The sequence below is a fragment of the Stenotrophomonas sp. ATCM1_4 genome, assembly GCF_004348115.1.
Lineage (GTDB): Bacteria > Pseudomonadota > Gammaproteobacteria > Xanthomonadales > Xanthomonadaceae > Stenotrophomonas > Stenotrophomonas capsici.
Genome location: NZ_QPFB01000001.1, coordinates 3,621,553 through 3,640,460, shown reverse-complemented (window position 1 = coordinate 3,640,460; position 18,908 = coordinate 3,621,553). Strand labels below are relative to the sequence as shown.

The 18,908-nt window shown below is 69.7% G+C and carries 18 protein-coding genes; 5 read left to right on the top strand and 13 right to left on the bottom strand.

Annotated elements, in window-relative coordinates; all coding sequences use genetic code 11:
• Positions 1-62: 62 nt before the first annotated feature.
• On the bottom strand, positions 63-989 hold the full coding sequence (gene grxD / locus ATCM_RS16585) for a Grx4 family monothiol glutaredoxin (RefSeq protein ID WP_132865579.1): 927 nt from the start codon (positions 987-989) through the stop codon (positions 63-65).
• Between the two features lie 62 nt (positions 990-1,051).
• On the opposite strand from grxD, the gene ATCM_RS16580 reads away from it, so the two are divergent.
• Positions 1,052-1,831 (top strand): polysaccharide deacetylase family protein, encoded by a 780-nt coding sequence (locus ATCM_RS16580; protein ID WP_132865578.1) that lies wholly within the window; start codon positions 1,052-1,054, stop codon positions 1,829-1,831.
• Between the two features lie 34 nt (positions 1,832-1,865).
• Positions 1,866-3,134, top strand: a complete 1,269-nt coding sequence (locus tag ATCM_RS16575; protein ID WP_132865577.1) for a DEAD/DEAH box helicase — start codon at positions 1,866-1,868, stop codon at positions 3,132-3,134.
• A 54-nt stretch (positions 3,135-3,188) separates the two neighbouring features.
• On the opposite strand, the gene ATCM_RS16570 is transcribed toward ATCM_RS16575, so the two are convergent.
• From ATCM_RS16570 to ATCM_RS16555, 4 genes are all read right to left on the bottom strand, one after another.
• Positions 3,189-3,524 (bottom strand): DUF6172 family protein, encoded by a 336-nt coding sequence (locus ATCM_RS16570; protein ID WP_132865576.1) that lies wholly within the window; start codon positions 3,522-3,524, stop codon positions 3,189-3,191.
• An 82-nt stretch (positions 3,525-3,606) separates the two neighbouring features.
• Positions 3,607-4,278 carry a class I SAM-dependent methyltransferase gene (locus ATCM_RS16565; protein WP_132866216.1) on the bottom strand — a complete coding sequence of 224 codons (672 nt, stop codon included), beginning with the start codon at positions 4,276-4,278 and terminating at the stop codon, positions 3,607-3,609.
• Between the two features lie 23 nt (positions 4,279-4,301).
• Positions 4,302-4,958 (bottom strand): SGNH/GDSL hydrolase family protein, encoded by a 657-nt coding sequence (locus tag ATCM_RS16560; RefSeq protein ID WP_132865575.1) that lies wholly within the window; start codon positions 4,956-4,958, stop codon positions 4,302-4,304.
• A gap of 5 nt (positions 4,959-4,963) precedes the next feature.
• Positions 4,964-6,244 (bottom strand): pyridoxal phosphate-dependent aminotransferase, encoded by a 1,281-nt coding sequence (locus ATCM_RS16555; protein WP_132865574.1) that lies wholly within the window; start codon positions 6,242-6,244, stop codon positions 4,964-4,966.
• Positions 6,245-6,429: 185 nt separating this feature from the next.
• On the opposite strand from ATCM_RS16555, the gene rsgA reads away from it, so the two are divergent.
• On the top strand, positions 6,430-7,527 hold the full coding sequence (gene rsgA, locus ATCM_RS16550; RefSeq protein WP_132865573.1) for a ribosome small subunit-dependent GTPase A: 1,098 nt from the start codon (positions 6,430-6,432) through the stop codon (positions 7,525-7,527).
• Positions 7,528-7,550: 23 nt separating this feature from the next.
• Positions 7,551-8,822, top strand: a complete 1,272-nt coding sequence (locus ATCM_RS16545; RefSeq protein ID WP_243694040.1) for a flavohemoglobin expression-modulating QEGLA motif protein — start codon at positions 7,551-7,553, stop codon at positions 8,820-8,822.
• 6 nt (positions 8,823-8,828) lie between these two features.
• Here the strand turns inward: ATCM_RS16545 and ATCM_RS16540 are convergent, their stop codons facing one another.
• The 8 genes from ATCM_RS16540 to ATCM_RS16505 form a co-directional block, all read right to left on the bottom strand.
• Positions 8,829-10,067: an FAD-dependent oxidoreductase gene (locus ATCM_RS16540; RefSeq protein WP_165931208.1), complete on the bottom strand. Its 1,239-nt coding sequence runs from the start codon at positions 10,065-10,067 to the stop codon at positions 8,829-8,831.
• 88 nt (positions 10,068-10,155) lie between these two features.
• Positions 10,156-11,361, bottom strand: a complete 1,206-nt coding sequence (gltS, locus tag ATCM_RS16535) for a sodium/glutamate symporter (RefSeq protein WP_132865571.1) — start codon at positions 11,359-11,361, stop codon at positions 10,156-10,158.
• Positions 11,362-11,480: 119 nt separating this feature from the next.
• The gene (locus ATCM_RS16530; protein ID WP_132865570.1) at positions 11,481-11,876 is read right to left on the bottom strand and encodes a RidA family protein; all 396 of its coding nucleotides are present in this window, start codon (positions 11,874-11,876) and stop codon (positions 11,481-11,483) included.
• A 25-nt stretch (positions 11,877-11,901) separates the two neighbouring features.
• Complete coding sequence (locus ATCM_RS16525) at positions 11,902-13,338, bottom strand: D-aminoacylase (RefSeq protein WP_132865569.1); 1,437 nt, start codon at positions 13,336-13,338, stop codon at positions 11,902-11,904.
• Between the two features lie 3 nt (positions 13,339-13,341).
• Entirely contained in the window at positions 13,342-14,217 is an 876-nt protein-coding gene (locus ATCM_RS16520; RefSeq protein ID WP_132865568.1) for a MurR/RpiR family transcriptional regulator, read from the bottom strand.
• 3 nt (positions 14,218-14,220) lie between these two features.
• Positions 14,221-15,576 (bottom strand): gluconate:H+ symporter, encoded by a 1,356-nt coding sequence (locus ATCM_RS16515; RefSeq protein ID WP_132865567.1) that lies wholly within the window; start codon positions 15,574-15,576, stop codon positions 14,221-14,223.
• 26 nt (positions 15,577-15,602) lie between these two features.
• Complete coding sequence (locus ATCM_RS16510) at positions 15,603-16,871, bottom strand: amino acid deaminase (RefSeq protein ID WP_132865566.1); 1,269 nt, start codon at positions 16,869-16,871, stop codon at positions 15,603-15,605.
• Between the two features lie 111 nt (positions 16,872-16,982).
• Positions 16,983-18,128, bottom strand: a complete 1,146-nt coding sequence (locus ATCM_RS16505; protein ID WP_132865565.1) for a porin — start codon at positions 18,126-18,128, stop codon at positions 16,983-16,985.
• A gap of 119 nt (positions 18,129-18,247) precedes the next feature.
• On the opposite strand from ATCM_RS16505, the gene ATCM_RS16500 reads away from it, so the two are divergent.
• Positions 18,248-18,907 carry a response regulator transcription factor gene (locus ATCM_RS16500; protein ID WP_132865564.1) on the top strand — a complete coding sequence of 220 codons (660 nt, stop codon included), beginning with the start codon at positions 18,248-18,250 and terminating at the stop codon, positions 18,905-18,907.
• Position 18,908 lies beyond the last annotated feature (1 nt).

The window sequence follows — 18,908 nt, the reverse complement described above, 5'->3', positions numbered from 1 at the left end:
CACCGGGCATGAAAAACGCCGGCATTGCCGGCGTTTTCTGTCGTGCAGCCTGATCGCGGTGATCAGTACTTCGGCACGCTGTTGTCCACGTTCTCCGACCAGGCATCGATGCCGCCGGTGACGTTGAACACGTTGCTGAAGCCCAGGCCATGGAAATGGTCGGCAGCCTGCGCGCTGCGGCCACCGCGGTGGCACAGGAACGCCAGCGGGGTGTCTTTGGGCAGGGCTTCGAGCCGGGCGCGGTTGTCGCCGTCGAAGGTTTCGAACGGGGCGTTGATCGCGGCGATCGCGCGCTCGTCGGCCGGGCGCACGTCCACCAGGGTGATGGCGCCGGCACGCAGCTGGTCATCGGCGCTGCGCACGTCCAGCTCCTGCACCGGCCGGGGTGCGTTCGGGTTGTTGATCGCCAGGCCCTGGCCACGGATGTCGTCCACCCAGTCGATGGTGATGCCGTTGGCGCGGCGGGCGCTGGAAACGTCGAACTGCACGCGCAGGCCGTTGGACTCGGCGGCGATGGCGTTGGCGTCGAACGGGGCCAGCTGGAAGTTCGGCTGGAAGCGCGCGTCGATGCTCAGCTGCAGGGCGCTGCCCGGGGCGTCGGCCAGCGCGCCCTTGAGCATTTCCACCGCCGCCGGGGTGACGGTGATGGTCGGCGGGGTGCGGTCCGGTGCGGTCACGCCCAGCAGGCTGCTCAGCTCACCGCTGTTGGCCATCTGCAGGATGATGTCGCTGCCGCCGACCAGTTCGCCGCCCACGTACAGCTGCGGGATGGTCGGCCAGTCGCCATAGGCCTTGATGCCTTCGCGGATTTCCTGGTCGGCCAGCACGTTGACGTGGGCGAACTCCACGCCCAGGTCCTGCAGGGCGCCGACGGCCTTGGCCGAGAAACCGCACTGCGGCATGGTCGGCTGGCCCTTCATGAACAGGACGACGCGGTTGGCGCCGAGGATGGATTCAATGCGCGAGCGCAGGGCGGGATCCAGGGACATCGTGAACTCGTGGAAGTGGTCTGTGACAATGTCCGATTCTACGCTGTGAGGCACCCCCGGGCATGACCGCCAAGGAAACCCTGTATCGCGTTCCCGTGCGCCCCTGGCGCTGGGTGCCGTGGCTGGTGGTTTCGCAGGGGCTGGTGGCACTGGCCTGGTGGGCGCTGGGCTGGGCCTGGGGACTGCCGTTGCTGCTGGCCAGCCATGCGCTGTTCGTGGTGCCGGTGTTCCTGCCCAACAGCCGTTTCTACGCTCCGGTGGTCAGCCGCGTGGCGGGCGCGGACGTGTGGCTGACCATCGACGATGGCCCCTCGGACGACACCCTGGCCGTGCTCGACCTGCTTGATCGCTACCAGGCCAAGGCCACCTTCTTCATGGTCGGCGAGCGTGCGCAGGCACGGCCGGCGCTGGTACACGAGGTGCTGCGCCGTGGCCACGGCATCGGCAACCACAGCCATTCCCACCCCCAGGCGCGGTTCTGGGCACTGGGCCCGGCGGCGATGGCCGCGCAGATCCAGGGATGCCAGCAGGCACTGGGCGAACTGGCCGGCAGCCCGCCACGCTGGTACCGCTCGGTGGTGGGCATGACCAACCCGTTCGTCGCCGCCGCGCTCAAGCGCCACGGGCTCACGCGGGTGGGCTGGAGCGCGCGCGGTTTCGACGGCGTGGCCTGCCAGCCGCAGGACGTGGTGCGTCGGATTGCCGCCGACCTGCGGCCCGGCGCGATCGTGTTGCTGCATGAAGGGTCTGCGCACGGGCACAACCTGGCCATCATCGAGGGCGTGCTTGAGCAGTTGCAGGCGCGGGGCCTGCAGGCACGCCTGCCACGGGCAAGCGCGTAGACTCGCATCCCGTCTTTTCCCGGAATCCCGTTCGATGCCTTTCTCCCAGCTCGGCCTCTCGCCCTATGTGTTGCCTGCGTTGCAGCAGGCATTGCAGCAGGCCGGCTATGCCGCACCCACGCCGATCCAGCAGCAGGCGGTGCCGCTGATCGTGAGAGGGCGTGACCTGGTGGCGTTGGCGCCGACCGGTTCGGGCAAGACGGCGGCCTACGTGCTGCCGGCGCTGCAGCGTTTTTCCATGGGCCAGGCGCGCAAGCCGCGCCCGCTGCTGCAACTGGTGCTGGTCCCCACGCGCGAACTGGCGTTGCAGGTGAGCGATGTGTTCAACACGCTGGGCCGGCAGATGGCGCGTCGGCCGCACCTGGTGTGCGCGGTGGGCGGGGTGTCGATCAATCCGCAGCTGATGGCATTGCGCGGCGGCGCCGACATCGTGGTGGCCACGCCCGGGCGCCTGCTCGACCTGGTGGCGCACAACGCGCTCTCGCTCGGGCAGGTGCAGCTGCTGGTGCTGGACGAAGCCGACCGCCTGCTCGAGCTCGGGTTCGGCGACGAGCTGCGGCAGATCCTGGCCGAGCTGCCGGTGCGCCGGCAGACGTTGCTGTTCTCGGCGACCTTCCCGCCGGACATCGCGGCGCTGGCCGCGGCGGGCCTGCGCGATCCGCAGCGGGTGGAAATCGGCGACCAGGCACAGCCGGAGATCGCGCAGCGGGCGATCCGCGTCGATGCGGGCCGGCGCGGTGAGCTGCTGTTGTCGCTGCTGGACGACCCGGATTGGACACAGGTGCTGGTGTTCGTCGGCAGCCGTCGTGACAGCGACCGCCTGGCTGCGCAGCTGCGTGCCGCCGACATCAGTGCGCAGGCGCTGCATGGCGACCAGTCACAAGGACGGCGCGTGCGCATGCTGCAGGATTTCAAGGACGGCCAGCTGCGGGTACTGGTGGCCACCGACGTGGCGGCGCGTGGCATCGACATCGCGCGTCTGCCGGTGGTGGTGAATTACGAACTGCCGCGCTCGCCGGCCGATTACCTGCACCGTATCGGTCGAACCGGCCGTGCCGGCGAAAAGGGCCTGGCGGTGAGTTTCGTCGATGCCGATGCGCTGGCGCATTGGCGCCTGATCGGCAAGCGCAATGGCATGCAGGTGGCGCTGGAGGAACGGGACGGCTTCGCGCCGAAGGACGCACCGGTGCAGGCCCGCGTGGTGGCCGCCGACAACGGCGGCATCAAGGGCCGCCGGCCGAGCAAGAAGGACCGCCTGCGCGCGGCGGCGAATGCCAGGCCGGATCCAGCCCCGAACCCGTAGGGCGGAGCCATGCTCCGCCGGGGCGTTGCCGGGCAGGGCCCGGCACGACCGGTCTCAATCCTCGAAATCGCTTTCCGGCGAGGTTTCCGGGGTCGGCTCGGGCTTCGGGCGCGGGGTACGCTTGCCGGGCCTGCTGACCACCTCGACGTAGAACTGTGTGTTGCCGGCGGCCACCAGTGCGTCCACCGCGCGGATCAGGGTGCCGAATTCCACCGGCTCGGCGCTGGCTTCGTCGACGCCGGCCTTGCTGTCGAACTCCCAGACATCGGCACCGGCGGGCAGGGTCTTGCCGCGCTCGCGCTTGATGTACTTGCGGATGTCGTGCTTGCTGGCTTCCAGCAGGCGGTCGGGATGCTTGCCTTCGATGTCGAGGCGGTAGGTTCTCTTCACGTGGATCTCGTTGGTGTGCCGGCCCGGTCGGGCGGCAGGAATGGAATGGGGCGATTATCGGCGCAAACGGCTGAGTCGTGCCTCAACTGCGTTGCGCCACCACCAGCCAGTTGTTGAACGGGGTGCGCCCGTACAGGGGAGTGATGCGCACCGACAGCCCGGCCTGCTGCAGCTGTGCCTGCAGGCTGTCGGCGTCGGGGTAGTGGCGGGGGCGGAACTGCATCCAGCCGATCAGGTGGGCGGCGCGGTCGCCCAGCCGCGAGATCCGCCCGCGCCGGGTGTGGTCGGCCAGCGCCATGCGCATCACCAGGCGGCTGTCGTCATCGAGCATGGCCGCGGCACGTTGCAGCAGGTGGGCCTGGGCCGCGGCCGGCAGGTACTGCAGCACGTCGAGGATGGCCACGCTGCCGCGGTGCTCGGGCAAGGTGGTGGCCAGGTCCATCCGTTCGAAGCAGGTGGCGTCCAGGCCACTGCGCGCGGCTACGTCACGGCCGCGGTCGACCTTGGCCGCGTCGTTGTCCACGCCGCGATAGGGCAGGTGCTGGCCGTCACGGCGCAATGCGTGGGCCAGCAGGCCCAGCCCGCAGCCCATGTCCAGCACCGGCGCGCGGGTGCCGCGCAGGGCGTCCAGCACGCCGGGATACAACGGGTCGCTGCGCAGCTTGGAGAGCGTGTAGTAGTAGTCCCAGCGGTTGCCCCAGGGCCTGACGGGGGCGAAGGCGCGGGCGATGGCGCGGGCATCCTCGGCCGACAGGGCTGCCTTGGCACCGTGCCCGGTCACGCGGCGGGGGGCGCCTTGAGCAGTGCGCTGGCCACCGGCAGGGCCTGTTCCATCCAGCGCCGGTACATCCGCGCGGAAGGGTGCAGCCCGTCGTCCGCCAGCATCGCCGGTTCCGCGCCGCCGTCGCGGCTGGCCGGGGTGATGTCGACGAAGGCCACGCCGTAATCGCCGCAGCAGGCATGCGCGGCGGCGTTGAAGTCGTCGATCTCGCGGGCGACCTGCGCCGCGTCGCGGCCGTTGTGCTGCGCATACGGGGTGAAACCCCAGTCGGGCGTGGACAGCACCAGCACCCGCGCCGGATTCTCGTCGGCCAGCGCGATCGCGCGCTGCAGCAGTTGCTCGAACTGCTGCCGGTACTCGGCCAGCGGGCGGCCGCGGTACTGGTTGTTGACCCCGATCAGCAGGCTGACCAGGGCATACGGGCCCTGCGGCGCGGCGGTGTCGATGGCCGCGGCCAGCTCGTCGGTGGTCCAGCCGGTGGTGGCGATCACCTCCGGGTCGGACAGCGCGATGCCGTCCGCGCGCAGCGCGGCGGCCAACTGGAACGGCCAGGTGCCTTCGGTCGGCACGCCTTCGCCGATGGTGTAGGAATCGCCCAGCGCCAGATAGCGCGGTGCGGCCGATTCGATGCTGGCCCCGGAGATTCCGTTCACGCGGCTCACCCTGCGCGGGCGACGGCGGCGCGGCCCTTCAGCGGGACCACCTTGGTCACCGCTTCGGCACGGCGGGCCAGCAGCTTGTCGATGCGGCCGAACACCTCGCGCATCACGCTGGCCTCCGGCAGCAGGGTCACGCGGAAGTGGTTGCGGTAGGGCACGTTGAAGCTGGAACCGGGCACCACCAGCACGCCTTCCTCCTCCATCAGCTGCAGGGCGAAGTCGTGGTCGTCGAAGCCCTGCGCGGCCGGGCCGACCACCGCCGGGAACGCATACAGCGCGCCGGACGGCGCGACCAGTGACAGGTGCTCGCTGGCGGCGCAGGCATCGATCACCGCGCGGCGGGTCTCGTACAGGCGACCGCCGGGCGAGCACAGCTCGGTGATGGTGTCCGGGCCGTTGACCGCGGCCTCGATGGCGTACTGGCCGGGCACGTTGGCGCACAGGCGCAGCGCGCTGAGCAGGTCCAGCGCGGCACGGAACTCCCCCAGGCGCTCGGCGGCACCGGACAGCAGCATCCAGCCCACGCGCCAGCCACAGGCGCGGTGCACCTTGCTCAGGCCGCTGAAGGTCAGGCACGGGTGGTCACCGGCCAGCGGTGCGACCGGCTGGAACTGCGCGCCGTCGTAGAGGATCTGGTCGTAGATCTCGTCCACCATCAGCAGCAGGTTGTGCTTGCGGGCGATGGCGACGATCTTTTCCAGCAGCTCGCGCGGATAGCTGGCGCCGGCCGGGTTGTTCGGGTTGATCAGCACGATGGCGCGGGTGCGCGAGGACACCAGCGTCTCGATCTCCACCGGGTCGGGCAGGAAGCCGTTCTCCGGCTTGCAGCGGTAGTAGACCGGGCGGCCGTCATTGAGGATGGTGGCCGCCGACCACAGCGGGTAGTCGGGCGAGGGCACCAGCACTTCGTCGCCCGGGTTGAGCAGGGCGCGCAGTGACAGGTCGATCAGCTCGGACACGCCGTTGCCCAGGAACACCCGGTCGGCCACCGCATCGGGGGCGCCACGGCGGGCATAGGCGGCGGCGATCGCCTCGCGTGCCACCGGCAGGCCCTGCTGGTGGGTGTACGGGTCGGTGCGGCCCATGTCGTCGGCGATGGCGTGCTGCAGGTGCGCCGGCGCACGGAACCCGAAGTTGCCGGGGTTGCCGATGTTGAGCTTGATCAGCTTGCGGCCCTGGGCCTCCAGCTCGCGGGCTCGCCGGGCCAGCTCACCACGGATCTCGTAGCGGACTTCGGACAGGCGTTCACGGGTGGCGAGCGGTTTGGCGGGGCTTGACATTTCTGCAGGGCCATCAAGGGCATGGAGCCTGCATGGTAGCGGAATTGTTGCGTTGCGGGGCGAAGGTTCCAATGCGAACCAACGCCCCGTGCCGCAACCGTTCCGAAGGGCTTCCCCCTCCCTTGCAGCGCAGCAGCGGAAGGGCGGGTCCGGGAGCGGTCGCTCTGGCCTTGTAGAATTGCCCGATGACAGAAGCCTTCGATTTCACCCCGCTCCGCAGCATCGGCTGGCCCTGGCCCGGCGCTCCCGAGGACCCGGCCTGGCAGGCCGCTTTCGCCGCGCACCCCCAGGCCCGGCCGGGGCGGGTGATCGAACAGCATCGTTCCGGCTACGTGGTGGCCGACGCGCCGGAGCACAGCCTGAAGACCGAATCGCCGCCGGAATGGCAGCGGCCGCGCTTCCCCAGCCACGAGCGCGCGGCGGTGGGCGACTGGGTGCTGCTGGACGGCATCCGCATCGTCGCGCTGCTGCCGCGGCGCACCTCGATCAAGCGCGGCGCGGCCGGCGAGCATTACCACCAGCAGGTGATCGCGGCCAACATCGACACGGTGTTCATCGTCTGCGGGCTGGATGCGGACTTCAACCCGCGCCGCATCGAGCGCTACCTGTTGTTGGTGGGCGGTGGTGGCGCGGCACCGGTGGTGGTGCTGACCAAGGCCGACCAGACCGAGTACAGCGAAGACGCGCTGGCCGTGCTGGAAGACCTGGCTGCCCAGCAGATTCCGCTGCTGGCGATCAACGGCAAGGACCCGGCCAGCGTGGCCGCGCTGGAGCCCTGGCTGCAGCCGGGCAACACCGTGGTGCTGGTGGGCTCGTCCGGCGCCGGCAAATCCACGCTCACCAACACGTTGCTGGGCGAAGACCGGATGAAGACCAACAGCGTGCGCGAGAACGATTCGCGCGGCCGCCACACCACCACGCACCGTGCGCTGATGCCGCTGCCGACCGGCGCCTGCCTGATCGACACCCCGGGCATGCGCGAGTTGAAGCCCACCGGCGAGGAAATGCTTTCCGAGGGTGGCTTCGCCGACATCGAGGCGCTGACCACGCAGTGCCGTTTCCGCGATTGCGCGCACCAGCAGGAACCTGGCTGCGCGGTGCGCGAAGCGATCGAGAACGGCGAGATCGAAGAGAGCCGGGTGCTGAACTACTTCAAGCTGCGCGAGGAAGTGGCCATCGCCGCGGCCAAGCTGGCGCAGCGCCAGGCCGAGCAGGCCAGCGAGCGCAGGAACACCGGCCGTGGCGCGCAGTGGCGCCCGGTCGGCAAGGGCAAGCGGCGCTGAGCGTCGCGGCCGGTGACGGGGCAATGTTCGAGGCAACCATGGGCAAGACCATCCGCAACCACGACCCGGCCATCAGCCACCACGCGGCACTGGACGCGCGCATGGTGGAGGCGGTGCGCGGCATCCGCCTGCTCGGCCTGACCAGCTGGCCGGCATCGACGCAGGCGCCGTTCCTGCAGAGCGTGGCGCGTGGTCGGCCCGAGCTGCCGCAGGTGGCCTACCCCCGGCTGGATTTCAGTGATGCACGGCGCGAGCTGGACGCGATCCTGGGCCAGTGTGATGGGAGCCACCCGCTCGGTGCCTACGTGCAGGACTCCGCGCGCAGCTGGGACCTGGCCGCGCGCCTGCTCGAAGCGCTGGGAACGCCGGAGGTGGACCGCTACTCCACCGAACTGTTCGGCGTGCCCGAGCAGCCGATGCCCGGCAACGGCCCGACCACGCGCGAGGCCGCACAGCACTTCATCCAGATCGCGCAGGAGCTGGACCACGAACTGCTTGCCCCCGAGGAGCAGGTGCCGGTGTCGTCCATCGCGCTGCAGTTGCAGCTGCAGGGGGACCTGGACGACTTCTTCGGCGGGCGGGTGATCAGCGTCGAACTGGACCCGGCGCTGATCGCCAAGGCCGCCGCCGGCGCCACCCGCATCCGCGTGCGCACCAGTGCCTGCTTCAGCGCCTATGACCGTGCGCAGCTGTTCCACCATGAAGCGCTGGTGCATTCGCTGACCGCGCTCAACGGCCGCGAGCAGGCGGTGCTGCCGAGCCTGGCGTTGTCCTCGCCGCGCATCACCACCACCCAGGAAGGCCTGGCCACGTTCGCCGAGCAGATCACCGGCAGCATCGACATCCAGCGGCTCAAGCGCATCAGCCTGCGCATCGAGGCGATCGCGATGGCGCGCGCCGGCGCCGACTTCATCCAGGTGTTCGAGTATTTCCGCCAGGCCGGGCAGACCGCCGAGGAGAGTTTCTCCTCGGCCCAGCGCGTGTTCCGTGGCGTGCCTACCGGCGGGGGCGCGGCCTTCACCAAGGACACGGTGTACCTGCGTGGCCTGGTGGCGGTGCATACCTTCTTCCGGCAGATGCTGCGCGAGGAAAAGCTGCAGGTCTGCCGCTGGCTGTTCGCCGGCAAGATGACGCTGGGCGACGCGCAGGCACTGGCGCCGCTGTTCGAGGCCGGGGTGCTGGCACCGCCGCGCTGGCTGCCGCACTGGATCACCCGCGCCAATGGCCTGGCCGGCGCACTGGCGTTCTCGCTGTTCGCCAACCGCATCCGCATGGACCAGATCGGCGAACGCTGACGCGGCTCAGGGTGCGCCGAGCAGTTGGCTGACCGCGCGTTCGCCGCTGCCCATCGCAAGGGTCCAGCCGAGCATGCCGTGGCCGATGTTGCAGCCTAGCCCGTCGCCGAGGTTGCGGATGATCGGCGAGGTCCACGGCGTGACCGGGCGCAGGCCCGCCCAGCGGCTTTCGATGCGTGTGTAGTCCGCCGCTTCCGGCAACGAGGCCTGGGCCATGGCGACCAGTTGCGCCATGCGGGTCGGATCGGGCGTCGGGTCCCAGTCGTTGAGGTCGGCCAGGCCGGCCACGCGGATGCGCTCGCCCAGCCGGCAGAACACCAGCTTGCGCTTGGTGTCGGTGATGCTGACCTGCGGCGCGTTGGCCCCGCAGGGCGCGGTGAACGAGTACCCCTTGATCGCCATCACCGGCACGCGCATGCCGGCCGGCCGCAGCAGGCGCGCGCTGTCGATGCCGGCGCAGACCAGCACGCGTGGTGCCTGCGCCCGGCGCCCGTCGGCGGCCTGCAGCTGCCATTGGCCGTCCCGGCGTTGCAGGGTGCGGGTGTCGAAGTCGAACGCGGCCTGCACCGGATACTGGCCGGTGAGGATGTCCAGCAATCCGGTACTGAACAGGTAGGGGTCGCCGGCTTCCTCCTCGGGCGAGTACACCGCACCGGCCAGCCACGGCGCGCCGTGCAGGGCCGGTTCGATGCGGCGTGCCTGCTCGGCATCGACCAGCCGCTGGTGCACGCCGTAGGGCTGCTTCAGCGCGATCATGCCGGCCGCGCCCTGCACGCCGTCGCTGCTGGGATACAGGTGCAGCTTGCCGGAGACGACGTGGTCGAACGCGATGGGATGGCGCTGCAGCAGCGCCTGCATGGCTTGGCGCGATTCCAGCGCCAGTTCCAGCGTGGCCAGCGTATTGCGGCGCAGTGCGCCGGCATTGGCCTGGCGCAGGAAGGACAGGCCCCAGCGCACGAAGTCCAGGTCCGCCGACCAGTGCGTGCGGAATGCGCCGTTGCGGCCGAAGGCCATCTGCGGCAGCTGCCCCCACGTGGCCGGGCCGGCCATCGCGTCGGTGTAGACGTAGCTCAGCTGCGCGCCGTTGGCGAAGGACGTGCCCAGCGCAGGACCGGCGTTGCGGTCCACCAGCAACACCGATGCGCCGCGCCGTGCAGCGGCGTAGGCACTGGCCAGGCCAACCACGCCGGCACCGATGATGATCAGGTCATGGCCGGTGGCAAGGGGGGCAGCGGATGCGGTCATCGGGGGAAACGCACGCGGTGGACAGAGTTGGCCATTGTCGCGCCAACCCGCGCCCATGGGCACGGGTGTGGCGCACGGAACCGGCCGCTCAGTGCGGCCAGAAGTTCAGGAAGCCGGTGATGATCAGCGCATTGATGAAGTCGATGAAGAACGCGCCCACCAGCGGTGCCACCAGGAATGCACGCGGTGCCGGGCCATAGCGCTGGGCCAGGCGGCGCATCACCGCCATCGCGTTGGCGGTGGTGCCGAGCATGAAGCCGATGAAGCCGCCGCCCATCACCGCCGCGTCGTAGTCGCGGCCCATCAGCCAGTAGATCGGCACCGCGAACAACGCGACCACGGCCACCTGGATGATCAGGTTGACCAGCAGTGGCAGGCCCATGCCGGCCAGTTCCCACAGCTTCAGGTCCATCAGGGCGATGGCCAGGAACAGCGCAAGGCAGATGTTGCCGATCAGGTCGGTGGTCGGCACCGACAGCTTGACCCAGCCGGTGTAGTCGTCCACGTTGCGGATCACCGCGCCGACCAGCATCGCGCCGATGTAGGTGGGCAGGGTCAGGCCGATGCCTTCGAAGCCCTTGCCGACCCAGACGCCCAGCCACATCGCCATCAGCAGCACGACGATGCTCTTGAGTGCGTCGAACTCGCGGGCCGATTCACTGGGGTAGCGCACCACCACCGATTCCTCGGCCAGCTGCTCGGCTTCGGTGACCTTCTTGTTCGGGTGCTGCACCTTGAAGCGTTGCATCAGCACGGTGATCACCGGGCCACCCACCAGGCCGCCGCAGATGATGCCGGCCATCGCGGCGGTGACCGCCAGGCTCTCGGCACCGGCCAGGCCTGCCTTCTCGAACAGGGGCGCGAATGCCAGGCCGGTGGCCGGGCCACCGGTCAGCGTGGCCGAGCCGGCCAGCACGCCGAACATCGGGTTCAGGCCGAACAGTTTGGCCACGCTGATGCCGATCAGGTTCTGCAGCACCGCGAACACGCTGCCGATCAGCAGGAACAACATCACCTGCTTGCCGCTGACGCGCAGCAGGCGCACGCTGGCATTGATGCCCAGGGTGGTGAAGAAGGCCACCATCAGCGGTGTCTTGAGCGTGGTGTCCAGCTCGAACAGCGTGGTCTGTTGTCCATGGGCCCACCACACCGCCAACGCGACCAGCAGGCCGCCAACCACCGGCTCAGGCAGGTTGTAGCGGCGGAAGAAGGGGATGACGCGGCACAGCGCATATCCCGCGAACAGCGTCAGGCCCGCGAAGGCCACCGTCTGTACGGCATCAAGATGGATCATGGGCAGGCCCCTCAACCAGACAATCCGCGACTTTGTCGTGACTGGCGGCCAAGATCAACCCGGGCCCGATGGCACTGGTCCCTCCCGTGCCGGCGTGTATACCGGTACGGGCAGCGGATTCAGCGTTGCGGACGCTTGTAGGCCACGCAGTCCACTTCCACCTTGCAGTCCACCACCATCCGGTTCTCCACGCAGGCGCGGGCCGGCGGGTGCTCGCCGAAGTAGTGCTTGAACACGCCGTTGAAGGCGTAGAAGTCGCGGGCATCGTCCAGCCAGACGCCGCAGCGGACCACGTGCTCGGGGCCATAGCCGGCCTCGGTCAGGATCTCCAGCACGTTGCCGATGGCCACGTGGGCCTGTTCGGTGACGGTGCCGCCGACCAGTTCGCCGTTGCGCATCGGCACCTGCCCGGACACGTACAGCCAGCCATCGGCCTGGACCGCGCGCGAGAACGGCATGTGCTGCTTGCCCTGGCCGACGCCGCCTTCGGCGCCATAGCGTGTGATGTCACTCATGGGGGGTTCCTCGGTTGGATTGCAATCAGGGGGCCGGCGCCGGCTCGGGGCGGATGAAGCGGCCCGGCCGGGCGACGACCTGCCGGCCGTCGTAGGCCAGCTGGCCGTTGACCCAGACCGCGGCGATGCCTTCGGCCGCGCGGATCGGGTCGTGGAAGCTGGCGGTGTCGCGGATGCGGGCCGGGTCGAACAGCACCAGGTCGGCCCACCAGCCGGCACGCAGCTGGCCACGCGCGCCCATCGCGAAGCGCGAGGCGGGCAGGCCGGTCATCTTGTGCACGGCGGTATGCAGCGGGAACAGCTGTTCGTCGCGCGCGTAGTGGCCGAGCACCCGCGGGAACGTGCCCCACAGGCGCGGGTGCGGGCGGGGATCACGCGGCAGGCCGTCGGAGCCGATCATGGTCAGCGGGTGGGCCAGGATGCGGCGTACGTCGGCCTCGTCCATGCAGTGGTAGACCGCGCCGGCCGGCTGCAGGCGGATCGCGGCGTCCATCAGCGACAAGTTCCAGTCGGCGGCGATCTCGGCGAGCAGGCGTCCGCCCTGGCCGGGCTCGGCCTCGGACCAGGTGATCAGGATGTCGTAGGCGTCGGTGACCTGCTTCAGGTCCAGCGTCGAGGCGCTGGCCGCATAGGGGTAGCAGTCGCAGGCGACATCCTGCGTGGCCGAGGCGGACTGCAGGCGATCGAGCACCTGGTGGCTGCGGCCCCAGTTGTCGATGCCGGCGCACTTGAGGTGCGACACGCGCACGCCGGCCTGCGGTGCCCGCGCCGCGTCGAAGGCTTCCTCCATCGCGGCCAGGATGCCGGCGAACTCATCGCGCAGATGGGTCGCATACAGGCCGCCGGCCGGCAGCTCGGCGGCCAGCTCGGCCACTTCGGCGGAGGGGGCATCGAAGGCGGAGGCATAAGCCAGGCCACTGCTCAGGCCCAGTGCGCCCTGCGCCAGGCTTTCGCGCAGCTGCGCGCGCATGGCGCTGATCTCGTTGGCGCTGGCGGCACGGTCCAGCCGGTCCATGTGGTTCTGGCGCAGCGCGGTGTGGCCGACCAGTGCGGCCACGTTGACCGCCGGCCGGGCGAGCTGCACGGCATCGCGGTAGCTGGCGAAATCGGCGTAACGGAAATCGTCGGCCTCGCCGAGCAGGTTCATCGGGTCCGGCACCTCGCCGTGGATGCGCACCGGGCTGGCGCTGATGCCGCAGTTGCCGACCACCACGGTGGTCACGCCCTGGGACAGCTTGCTGCGCATGTCCGGGTTGCGGATCACTTCCAGGTCGTCGTGGGTGTGCACGTCGATGAAGCCCGGCGCCAGCGCCAGCCCCTGCGCGTCGATCACCTCGCGGGCCGGGGCATCGAGCTGGCCGATGGCGGCGATGCGGCCATCACGGATGGCCAGGTCGGCGTGGACGCCGGCAGTGTCGCTGCCATCCAGGACCAGCGCGTTGCGGATCAGTACGTCATGCATGGATCAATCACCCAGCGGCAGGCGCGAGTCGCCGCCACGGTGGCGGTCCAGCGCCAGCTTGATGCGGCGCAGGTGCTCGTGGTTGGCATTGGCGCCATTGAGCGCGGTGGTGGTGGAAAGCACGTCGATGGCCAGCATCATCGCGTAGCGCGATGCCGAGGGCTTGAACACGAAATCGGTCTCCTCGATCTGGATCGGCAGCAGCCAGTCGCTGCGTTCGGCCAGCGCGGTGTCGGCCTGGGTGATGGCGCCCACGCGCGCGCCATAGGTACGCGCGATGTCCACCGCCGAGACGATTTCCGGGGTGATGCCGCTGACCGACAGGGCCAGCACCAGGTCGTCCGGGCCGAGCGTGGCGGCGATGATCTTCATCATCAGTGCATCGCTGCACGCCGACACCGGCCGGCCGAAGCGCACCAGCCGGCTCTGCAGCTCCTGCGCGAACACGGTGGAACAGCCGCCCAGACCGAAGATGTGGATCATGCGCGCGCTGCACAGCGCATCGGCCAGCGCCTGGACCACGTCTTCCTTCAGGTTGGCGATGTTGTGGCGCAGGCTTTCCTGGATGTCGTCGCAGATCTGCGCGTACAGCGCCGACACCGGCGGTGCGTTCTGCTGTTCGAGGAAGCGCTTGCCGACCGCGCTGGCCGAGGCCAGTCGCGCGCGCAGTTCGCGCACGTGTTCGCAGCCCAGCGCCTTGGCGAAGCGTGAGATGGCCGCGGCACTGACTTCGGCGCGTTCGGCCAGTTCGCTGACGCCGTACTGCGCGGCGGCATCGACGTCGGCGAGGATGGCGTTGGCGATGCGGGCTTCCACCGGGCTGAACTCATGCAGCCGCTGGCGCAGTTCGTAGACGATGTCGAAGGTGTTCTGGGACATGGTTCAAAGCACCATGGAGAGAGCCATCACCAGCAGCAGCGCGGTGACGGAGATGAGGGTTTCAAGCACGGTCCAGGTCTTGAAGGTCTGGGCCACGCTCATGTTGAAGTATTCCTTGACCAGCCAGAAGCCGCCGTCGTTGACGTGTGACAGCACCACCGAGCCGGCGCCGGTGGCCAGCACCAGCAGTTCCGGGTGGGCGTAGCCCATCGCCGCGGCGATCGGGGCGACGATGCCGGATGCCGTGGTCATGGCGACCGTGGCCGAGCCGGTGGCGATGCGCATCAGCGCGGCCATGGTCCAGCCCATCAGCAGCGGGGACAGGTCAAAGCGCTGCGACAGGCCGATGATCTCGCTGGCCACGCCGGTGTGGACCAGGATGCCGTTGAGGCCGCCGCCGGCGCCGACCAGCAGCGTGATCGCCGCGGTCGGGGCCAGGCACTCCTGCGAGAACTTCAGGATCTGGTCGCGGTTGAAGCCGCGCAGCAGGCCCAGGGTGATGAAGCTCATCAAGGTGGCCAGCAGCAGCGCCACCACCGAGTGGCCGATGAAGCGCAGGCCGTGGTTGAGCGGCGAGCCGGGCGTGGCGATCTGGTCGGCCCAGCCGCCGAGCAGCATCAGCAGCACCGGCAGCAGCAGGGTGGCCAGGGTGATGCCGAAGCCGGGCAGCTGGTCATCGGGGATGCGGCTGTGGCCTTCGTCCAGCAGTGCCGCTTCCATCGGATTGTGCGCGGGCAGCGTCACCCGGGGTGCAACGAACCTGGCGAACACCGGACCGGCCAGTGCCGCGGTGGGCAGGCCGACCAGCAGTGCATAGAACACGGTGCGGCCGACGTCGGCGCCGTAGGCATGCACGGCCAGCATCGCGGCCGGATGCGGCGGCACCAGCCCGTGCACCACCGACAGCCCGGCCACCATCGGCAGGCCGACCAGCAGCAGCGGCACGCCGGTGCGGCGGGCGACGTTGAGCGCGATCGGGATCAGCAGCACGAAACCGACCTCGAAGAAGATCGGCAGGCCGATGCAGAAGGCGATCAGCATCATCGCCCAGTGCACGTTCTTCGGGCCGAAACGGGCGATCAGCGTGCGCGCGATGCGTTCGGCGCCGCCGGACTCGGCCATCATCTTGCCGAGCATGGTGCCCAGCGCCACGATCAGCGCGATGTGGCCCAGCGTCTTGCCCACGCCCTGCTCGTAGGCGGGCAGGATCTCCGGGGCCGGCATGCCGGCCAGCAGGGCCAGGCCCACCGAGACCAGGGTGACGCTGATGAAAGGATTGAGCCGGAAGCGGGCGATCAACACGATCAGCGCCAGGATCGACAGGCCGGCGTAGAGCAATAGCAGGTTTCCAGCGGTCATGCAGGCAAGCTCCCCCGTGGCGGCACTCAGAACTGCGTGGAAACGGCGCCGACGACGCGCTGCGCGTCATCGACCACCAGCAGGTGGCGCCACTTGTCGAAGGTCAGGCACGGATGGGAGATGTCGAAGCAGAGCAGGTCGCCCACGCGCAGGTCGTCGTCGGCCTGCACGTCGAGGAAGGCGTGCTGGTCCATCATCGCGCTGATCCGCCAATGCACGGCGGCGGCGCCAGGCGCGGCGTCGCCGGGACGGTGGTGCAGGGCAGGGACCGGGAAGCCGGCATCGAAGGCGGCATCGCGCTTGCCCAGCGCGATGATCGCGCGGGTGGGTTCGGGGCGTGACTGCACGCAGGCCCACAGCCGCAGCGCCGGCTGCAGGCTGCTGCCGATGTCGCGCGCCACCGGGTTGCTGGCCTGGATGCGGGTGATTGCCTGCTGGTAGATGCCCACGTCATGGCTCAGGTAGCAGCCCGGGCGCAGGACCACCTGCGCGTCGGTGCGGCCGGACAGCGCCGAGAACTCCTCGGCCACCACGTCGAACCAGGCCGAGCCGGCGCCACTGAGCAGGGCCGGGCTGGCCGCGAAACCGGCGTCGGCCTGGATCGCCTGCCACTGCGCCAGGCTGCGCTGCAGCAGGGCGCGTACGCCGGCCTCGTCCTTGGCCACGCCTTCGTAGACTTCCACGCCGACCAGCGCCACCGCATCGGGCCAACGGCGGATCTCGTCCAGCACCGCCTGCGCCTGGGCCGGGTCGCGCACGCCGGTGCGGCCACCGGCCATGCCGATTTCCAGCAACACCTTGAGGGTCTGCCCGCGTTGGCGGAAATAGCGGCCGAGTGCGGCCACGTTGTCGGCCGAATCGACCACGCAGGCAAACCAGAAGTCCGGGTCCTGCGCCTGCAGCTGCGCGATCAGGTCGAAGTTGCCGCGGCCGACCAGCTGGTTGGCCATCAGCACGCGGCGCACGCCGTGCGCGTAGGCGCTGGCGGTCTGCGCGGCGGTGGCCAGGGTGATGCCCCACGCACCGGCGTCGAGCTGCATCCGGAACAGGGCCGGGCTCATCGTGGTCTTGCCGTGCGGGGCCAGCTGGCAGCCATAGGCCAGGCAGAAGCGGCGCATCCATTCCAGGTTGTGCCGCAGCGCCGGTTCGCTCAGCACCGCCACGGGCAGGCTGACGTCCTCATCCAGGATCGAGGCGCCCCGTGCAGCGAGGCCGGCCGATGTCCACGGACCTCCGGCAGGCAGGCCCTTGCCTTCCAGGGGTGCTTCGGAATGAAAGTAATTTTCTTTGGACAACGTCCTTTCCCCGTGCTAGCGCGCCCGATTCGCGGCGGCCTATTGTGTATCACAGGAAGGGTTGTGTGAAAATTATTTTCTTTGCGGCAGTGTGTGGGCGACGGCCGTGGCTCAGAAGTCCAGCTGCACGCGCCCGGCGAGCACGCCGGTGTGGTCCAGGGTACGCGCGGCCAGTTCATCACGGCGGCGGGTGTCGGTCCAGTCCACCATCACCCGCAGGTGCTTGACCGCGTACCAGTTCACGCCCACGGTCCAGGCATCGGCAGTCTGGTCGCGACGGGTCTGGGGCCATTGCTCGCCCTGGATGTGGTCATAGCGTGCCACCAGCTCCCAGGCGCCGCCCTCCCGGGCAGGCTTGAGCTGCACGAAGCGACCGGTGCGGGCGTCGTAGCTGCGTGGTTCGCCGGTCAACAGCCAACTGCCCTGCACGTAGCCGGAGCGGACCCTGGCCTTCTGCTGGCCGTCGTCGTAGTGGGCGGCGCCATACTCGGCCTGCCAGGACCAGGCCTGGTGAACGCCGGCGGCCTCCAGCCCGTACTTGTCGACCTGCACGTCGCGGCCGTTGCGGAAGTCGAGCAACAACAGGCGGCTGTTGTCACCGAAGTAGCCGGCCACGCGCGGCTGCACGCGCAGGGCCGCCGCGCCGCTGCGGCCGGGATTGTCGTAGTCCTCGCGGGCGACCGCGGCGGCCAGGTGCAGGACGTGGCCAGGCTCGCTCCACGGCACGTAGCCGGCGCGCCCGCCCAGGCCGCGGCCCTTCACCTTCCAGGCGTCGATGCTTTCCAGGCTGTAGGCGCTGCCGCTCCAGAACAGGCCGTCCCGGTAACCGTTTGCGCCCACGCCGAGCCGGTAGGTCGGGGCCAGCGTCTGCGCCAGGTAGCTGCGCTCGAGCGTCGGAATGTGGTTGGCGCTGGCGCGGTCGTCCAGGGTGAAGAACTGCTTGAACTGGCCCACCGTCACCGTGGTGGTGCCGAAGCGGCGCGCCAGGTAGACATCGCGCGCCACCGGGCGGTGGCCGGCGAAGTCGCCCTCGAGCTTGTAGTCGACGCCGTGGAAACTGCCCGAGGCGGCCAGCCACGCGGCACGCAGGTCATCGTTGTCACGCTCGCGGCTGCCGCGGTCATCGTTGTCGAAGCGCGCCACGTCGTAGTACAGGCGCCCGCTGAACTTGATGCTGACATCATCACTGGCATGCGCGGCCGGTGCGAGGGCCGGCAGCAACAGGGCGGACAACAACGGGATGCGGGAGCGTTGCATGAGCTGGCTGTGCCTGTGGGGATGCCGGGTCGGGAGGCGGACCATAGCAGCCTGGCCGTGGCGGCCAATAACGCATTGGTAGTAGGGCGAGCGGCCGGGGTGCGTGCCACACTGGCGGCATGAACCTGGCCAAGGTCCTCGTCGCCGATGATCACCCGCTGTTCCGCGCGGCGGTGCTGCATGCGCTGCGCGATGGCGTGGCGGTCGGGCAGACCCTGGAGGTGGCCAGCGCCTCGGCCCTGACCCAGGCGCTGGACGAGCACCCGGAGGTGGACCTGGTGCTGCTCGACCTGAGCATGCCCGGGGCACGCGGCTTCTCCTCGCTGGTGTGGTTGCGCGGCGAGCGCCCGGACATCCCGGTCATCATCATTTCCTCCAACGACCACCCGCGGGTGATCCGGCGCGCGCAGCAGTTCGGTGCGGTCGGCTTCATTCCCAAGTCGGCGCCGGTAGAGGCCATCCGCAACGCGGTCACCGCGGTGATGGCCGGTGACACCTGCTTCCCGCCGCTGGCGGCCGAGCGCTCCGAGCGCGATGCGTTGCTGGCCGCGCGCCTGGCCCGGCTGACCCCGCAGCAATTCCGGGTGCTGGTATGCGTGGCCGATGGCCTGCTCAACAAGCAGATCGCCTACGAGCTGGGGTTGGCCGAGAACACGGTCAAGGTGCATGTCACCGCGATCCTGAAGAAGCTCGAATGCAACAGCCGCACGCAGGCGGCGTTGCTGGTCAAGGCGCTGGAGCCGGAAGGCGACCCCGGCCTGCCCGACGCGGGCGCCTGAG

Bases quoted from the DNA above. Each gene is read 5' to 3' on its own strand.
- ATCM_RS16575 (WP_132865577.1), top strand. From the start codon at position 1,866: ATGCCTTTCTCCCAGCTCGGCCTCTCGCCCTATGTGTTGCCTGCGTTG.
- gltS (WP_132865571.1), bottom strand. From the start codon at position 11,361: ATGATCCATCTTGATGCCGTACAGACGGTGGCCTTCGCGGGCCTGACG.
- ATCM_RS16545 (WP_243694040.1), top strand. From the start codon at position 7,551: ATGTTCGAGGCAACCATGGGCAAGACCATCCGCAACCACGACCCGGCC.
- ATCM_RS16515 (WP_132865567.1), bottom strand. From the start codon at position 15,576: ATGACCGCTGGAAACCTGCTATTGCTCTACGCCGGCCTGTCGATCCTG.
- ATCM_RS16505 (WP_132865565.1), bottom strand. From the start codon at position 18,128: ATGCAACGCTCCCGCATCCCGTTGTTGTCCGCCCTGTTGCTGCCGGCC.
- ATCM_RS16520 (WP_132865568.1), bottom strand. From the start codon at position 14,217: ATGTCCCAGAACACCTTCGACATCGTCTACGAACTGCGCCAGCGGCTG.
- ATCM_RS16530 (WP_132865570.1), bottom strand. From the start codon at position 11,876: ATGAGTGACATCACACGCTATGGCGCCGAAGGCGGCGTCGGCCAGGGC.
- ATCM_RS16555 (WP_132865574.1), bottom strand. From the start codon at position 6,244: ATGTCAAGCCCCGCCAAACCGCTCGCCACCCGTGAACGCCTGTCCGAA.
- ATCM_RS16580 (WP_132865578.1), top strand. From the start codon at position 1,052: ATGACCGCCAAGGAAACCCTGTATCGCGTTCCCGTGCGCCCCTGGCGC.
- ATCM_RS16525 (WP_132865569.1), bottom strand. From the start codon at position 13,338: ATGCATGACGTACTGATCCGCAACGCGCTGGTCCTGGATGGCAGCGAC.
- ATCM_RS16500 (WP_132865564.1), top strand. From the start codon at position 18,248: ATGAACCTGGCCAAGGTCCTCGTCGCCGATGATCACCCGCTGTTCCGC.
- ATCM_RS16540 (WP_165931208.1), bottom strand. From the start codon at position 10,067: ATGACCGCATCCGCTGCCCCCCTTGCCACCGGCCATGACCTGATCATC.
- grxD (WP_132865579.1), bottom strand. From the start codon at position 989: ATGTCCCTGGATCCCGCCCTGCGCTCGCGCATTGAATCCATCCTCGGC.
- rsgA (WP_132865573.1), top strand. From the start codon at position 6,430: ATGACAGAAGCCTTCGATTTCACCCCGCTCCGCAGCATCGGCTGGCCC.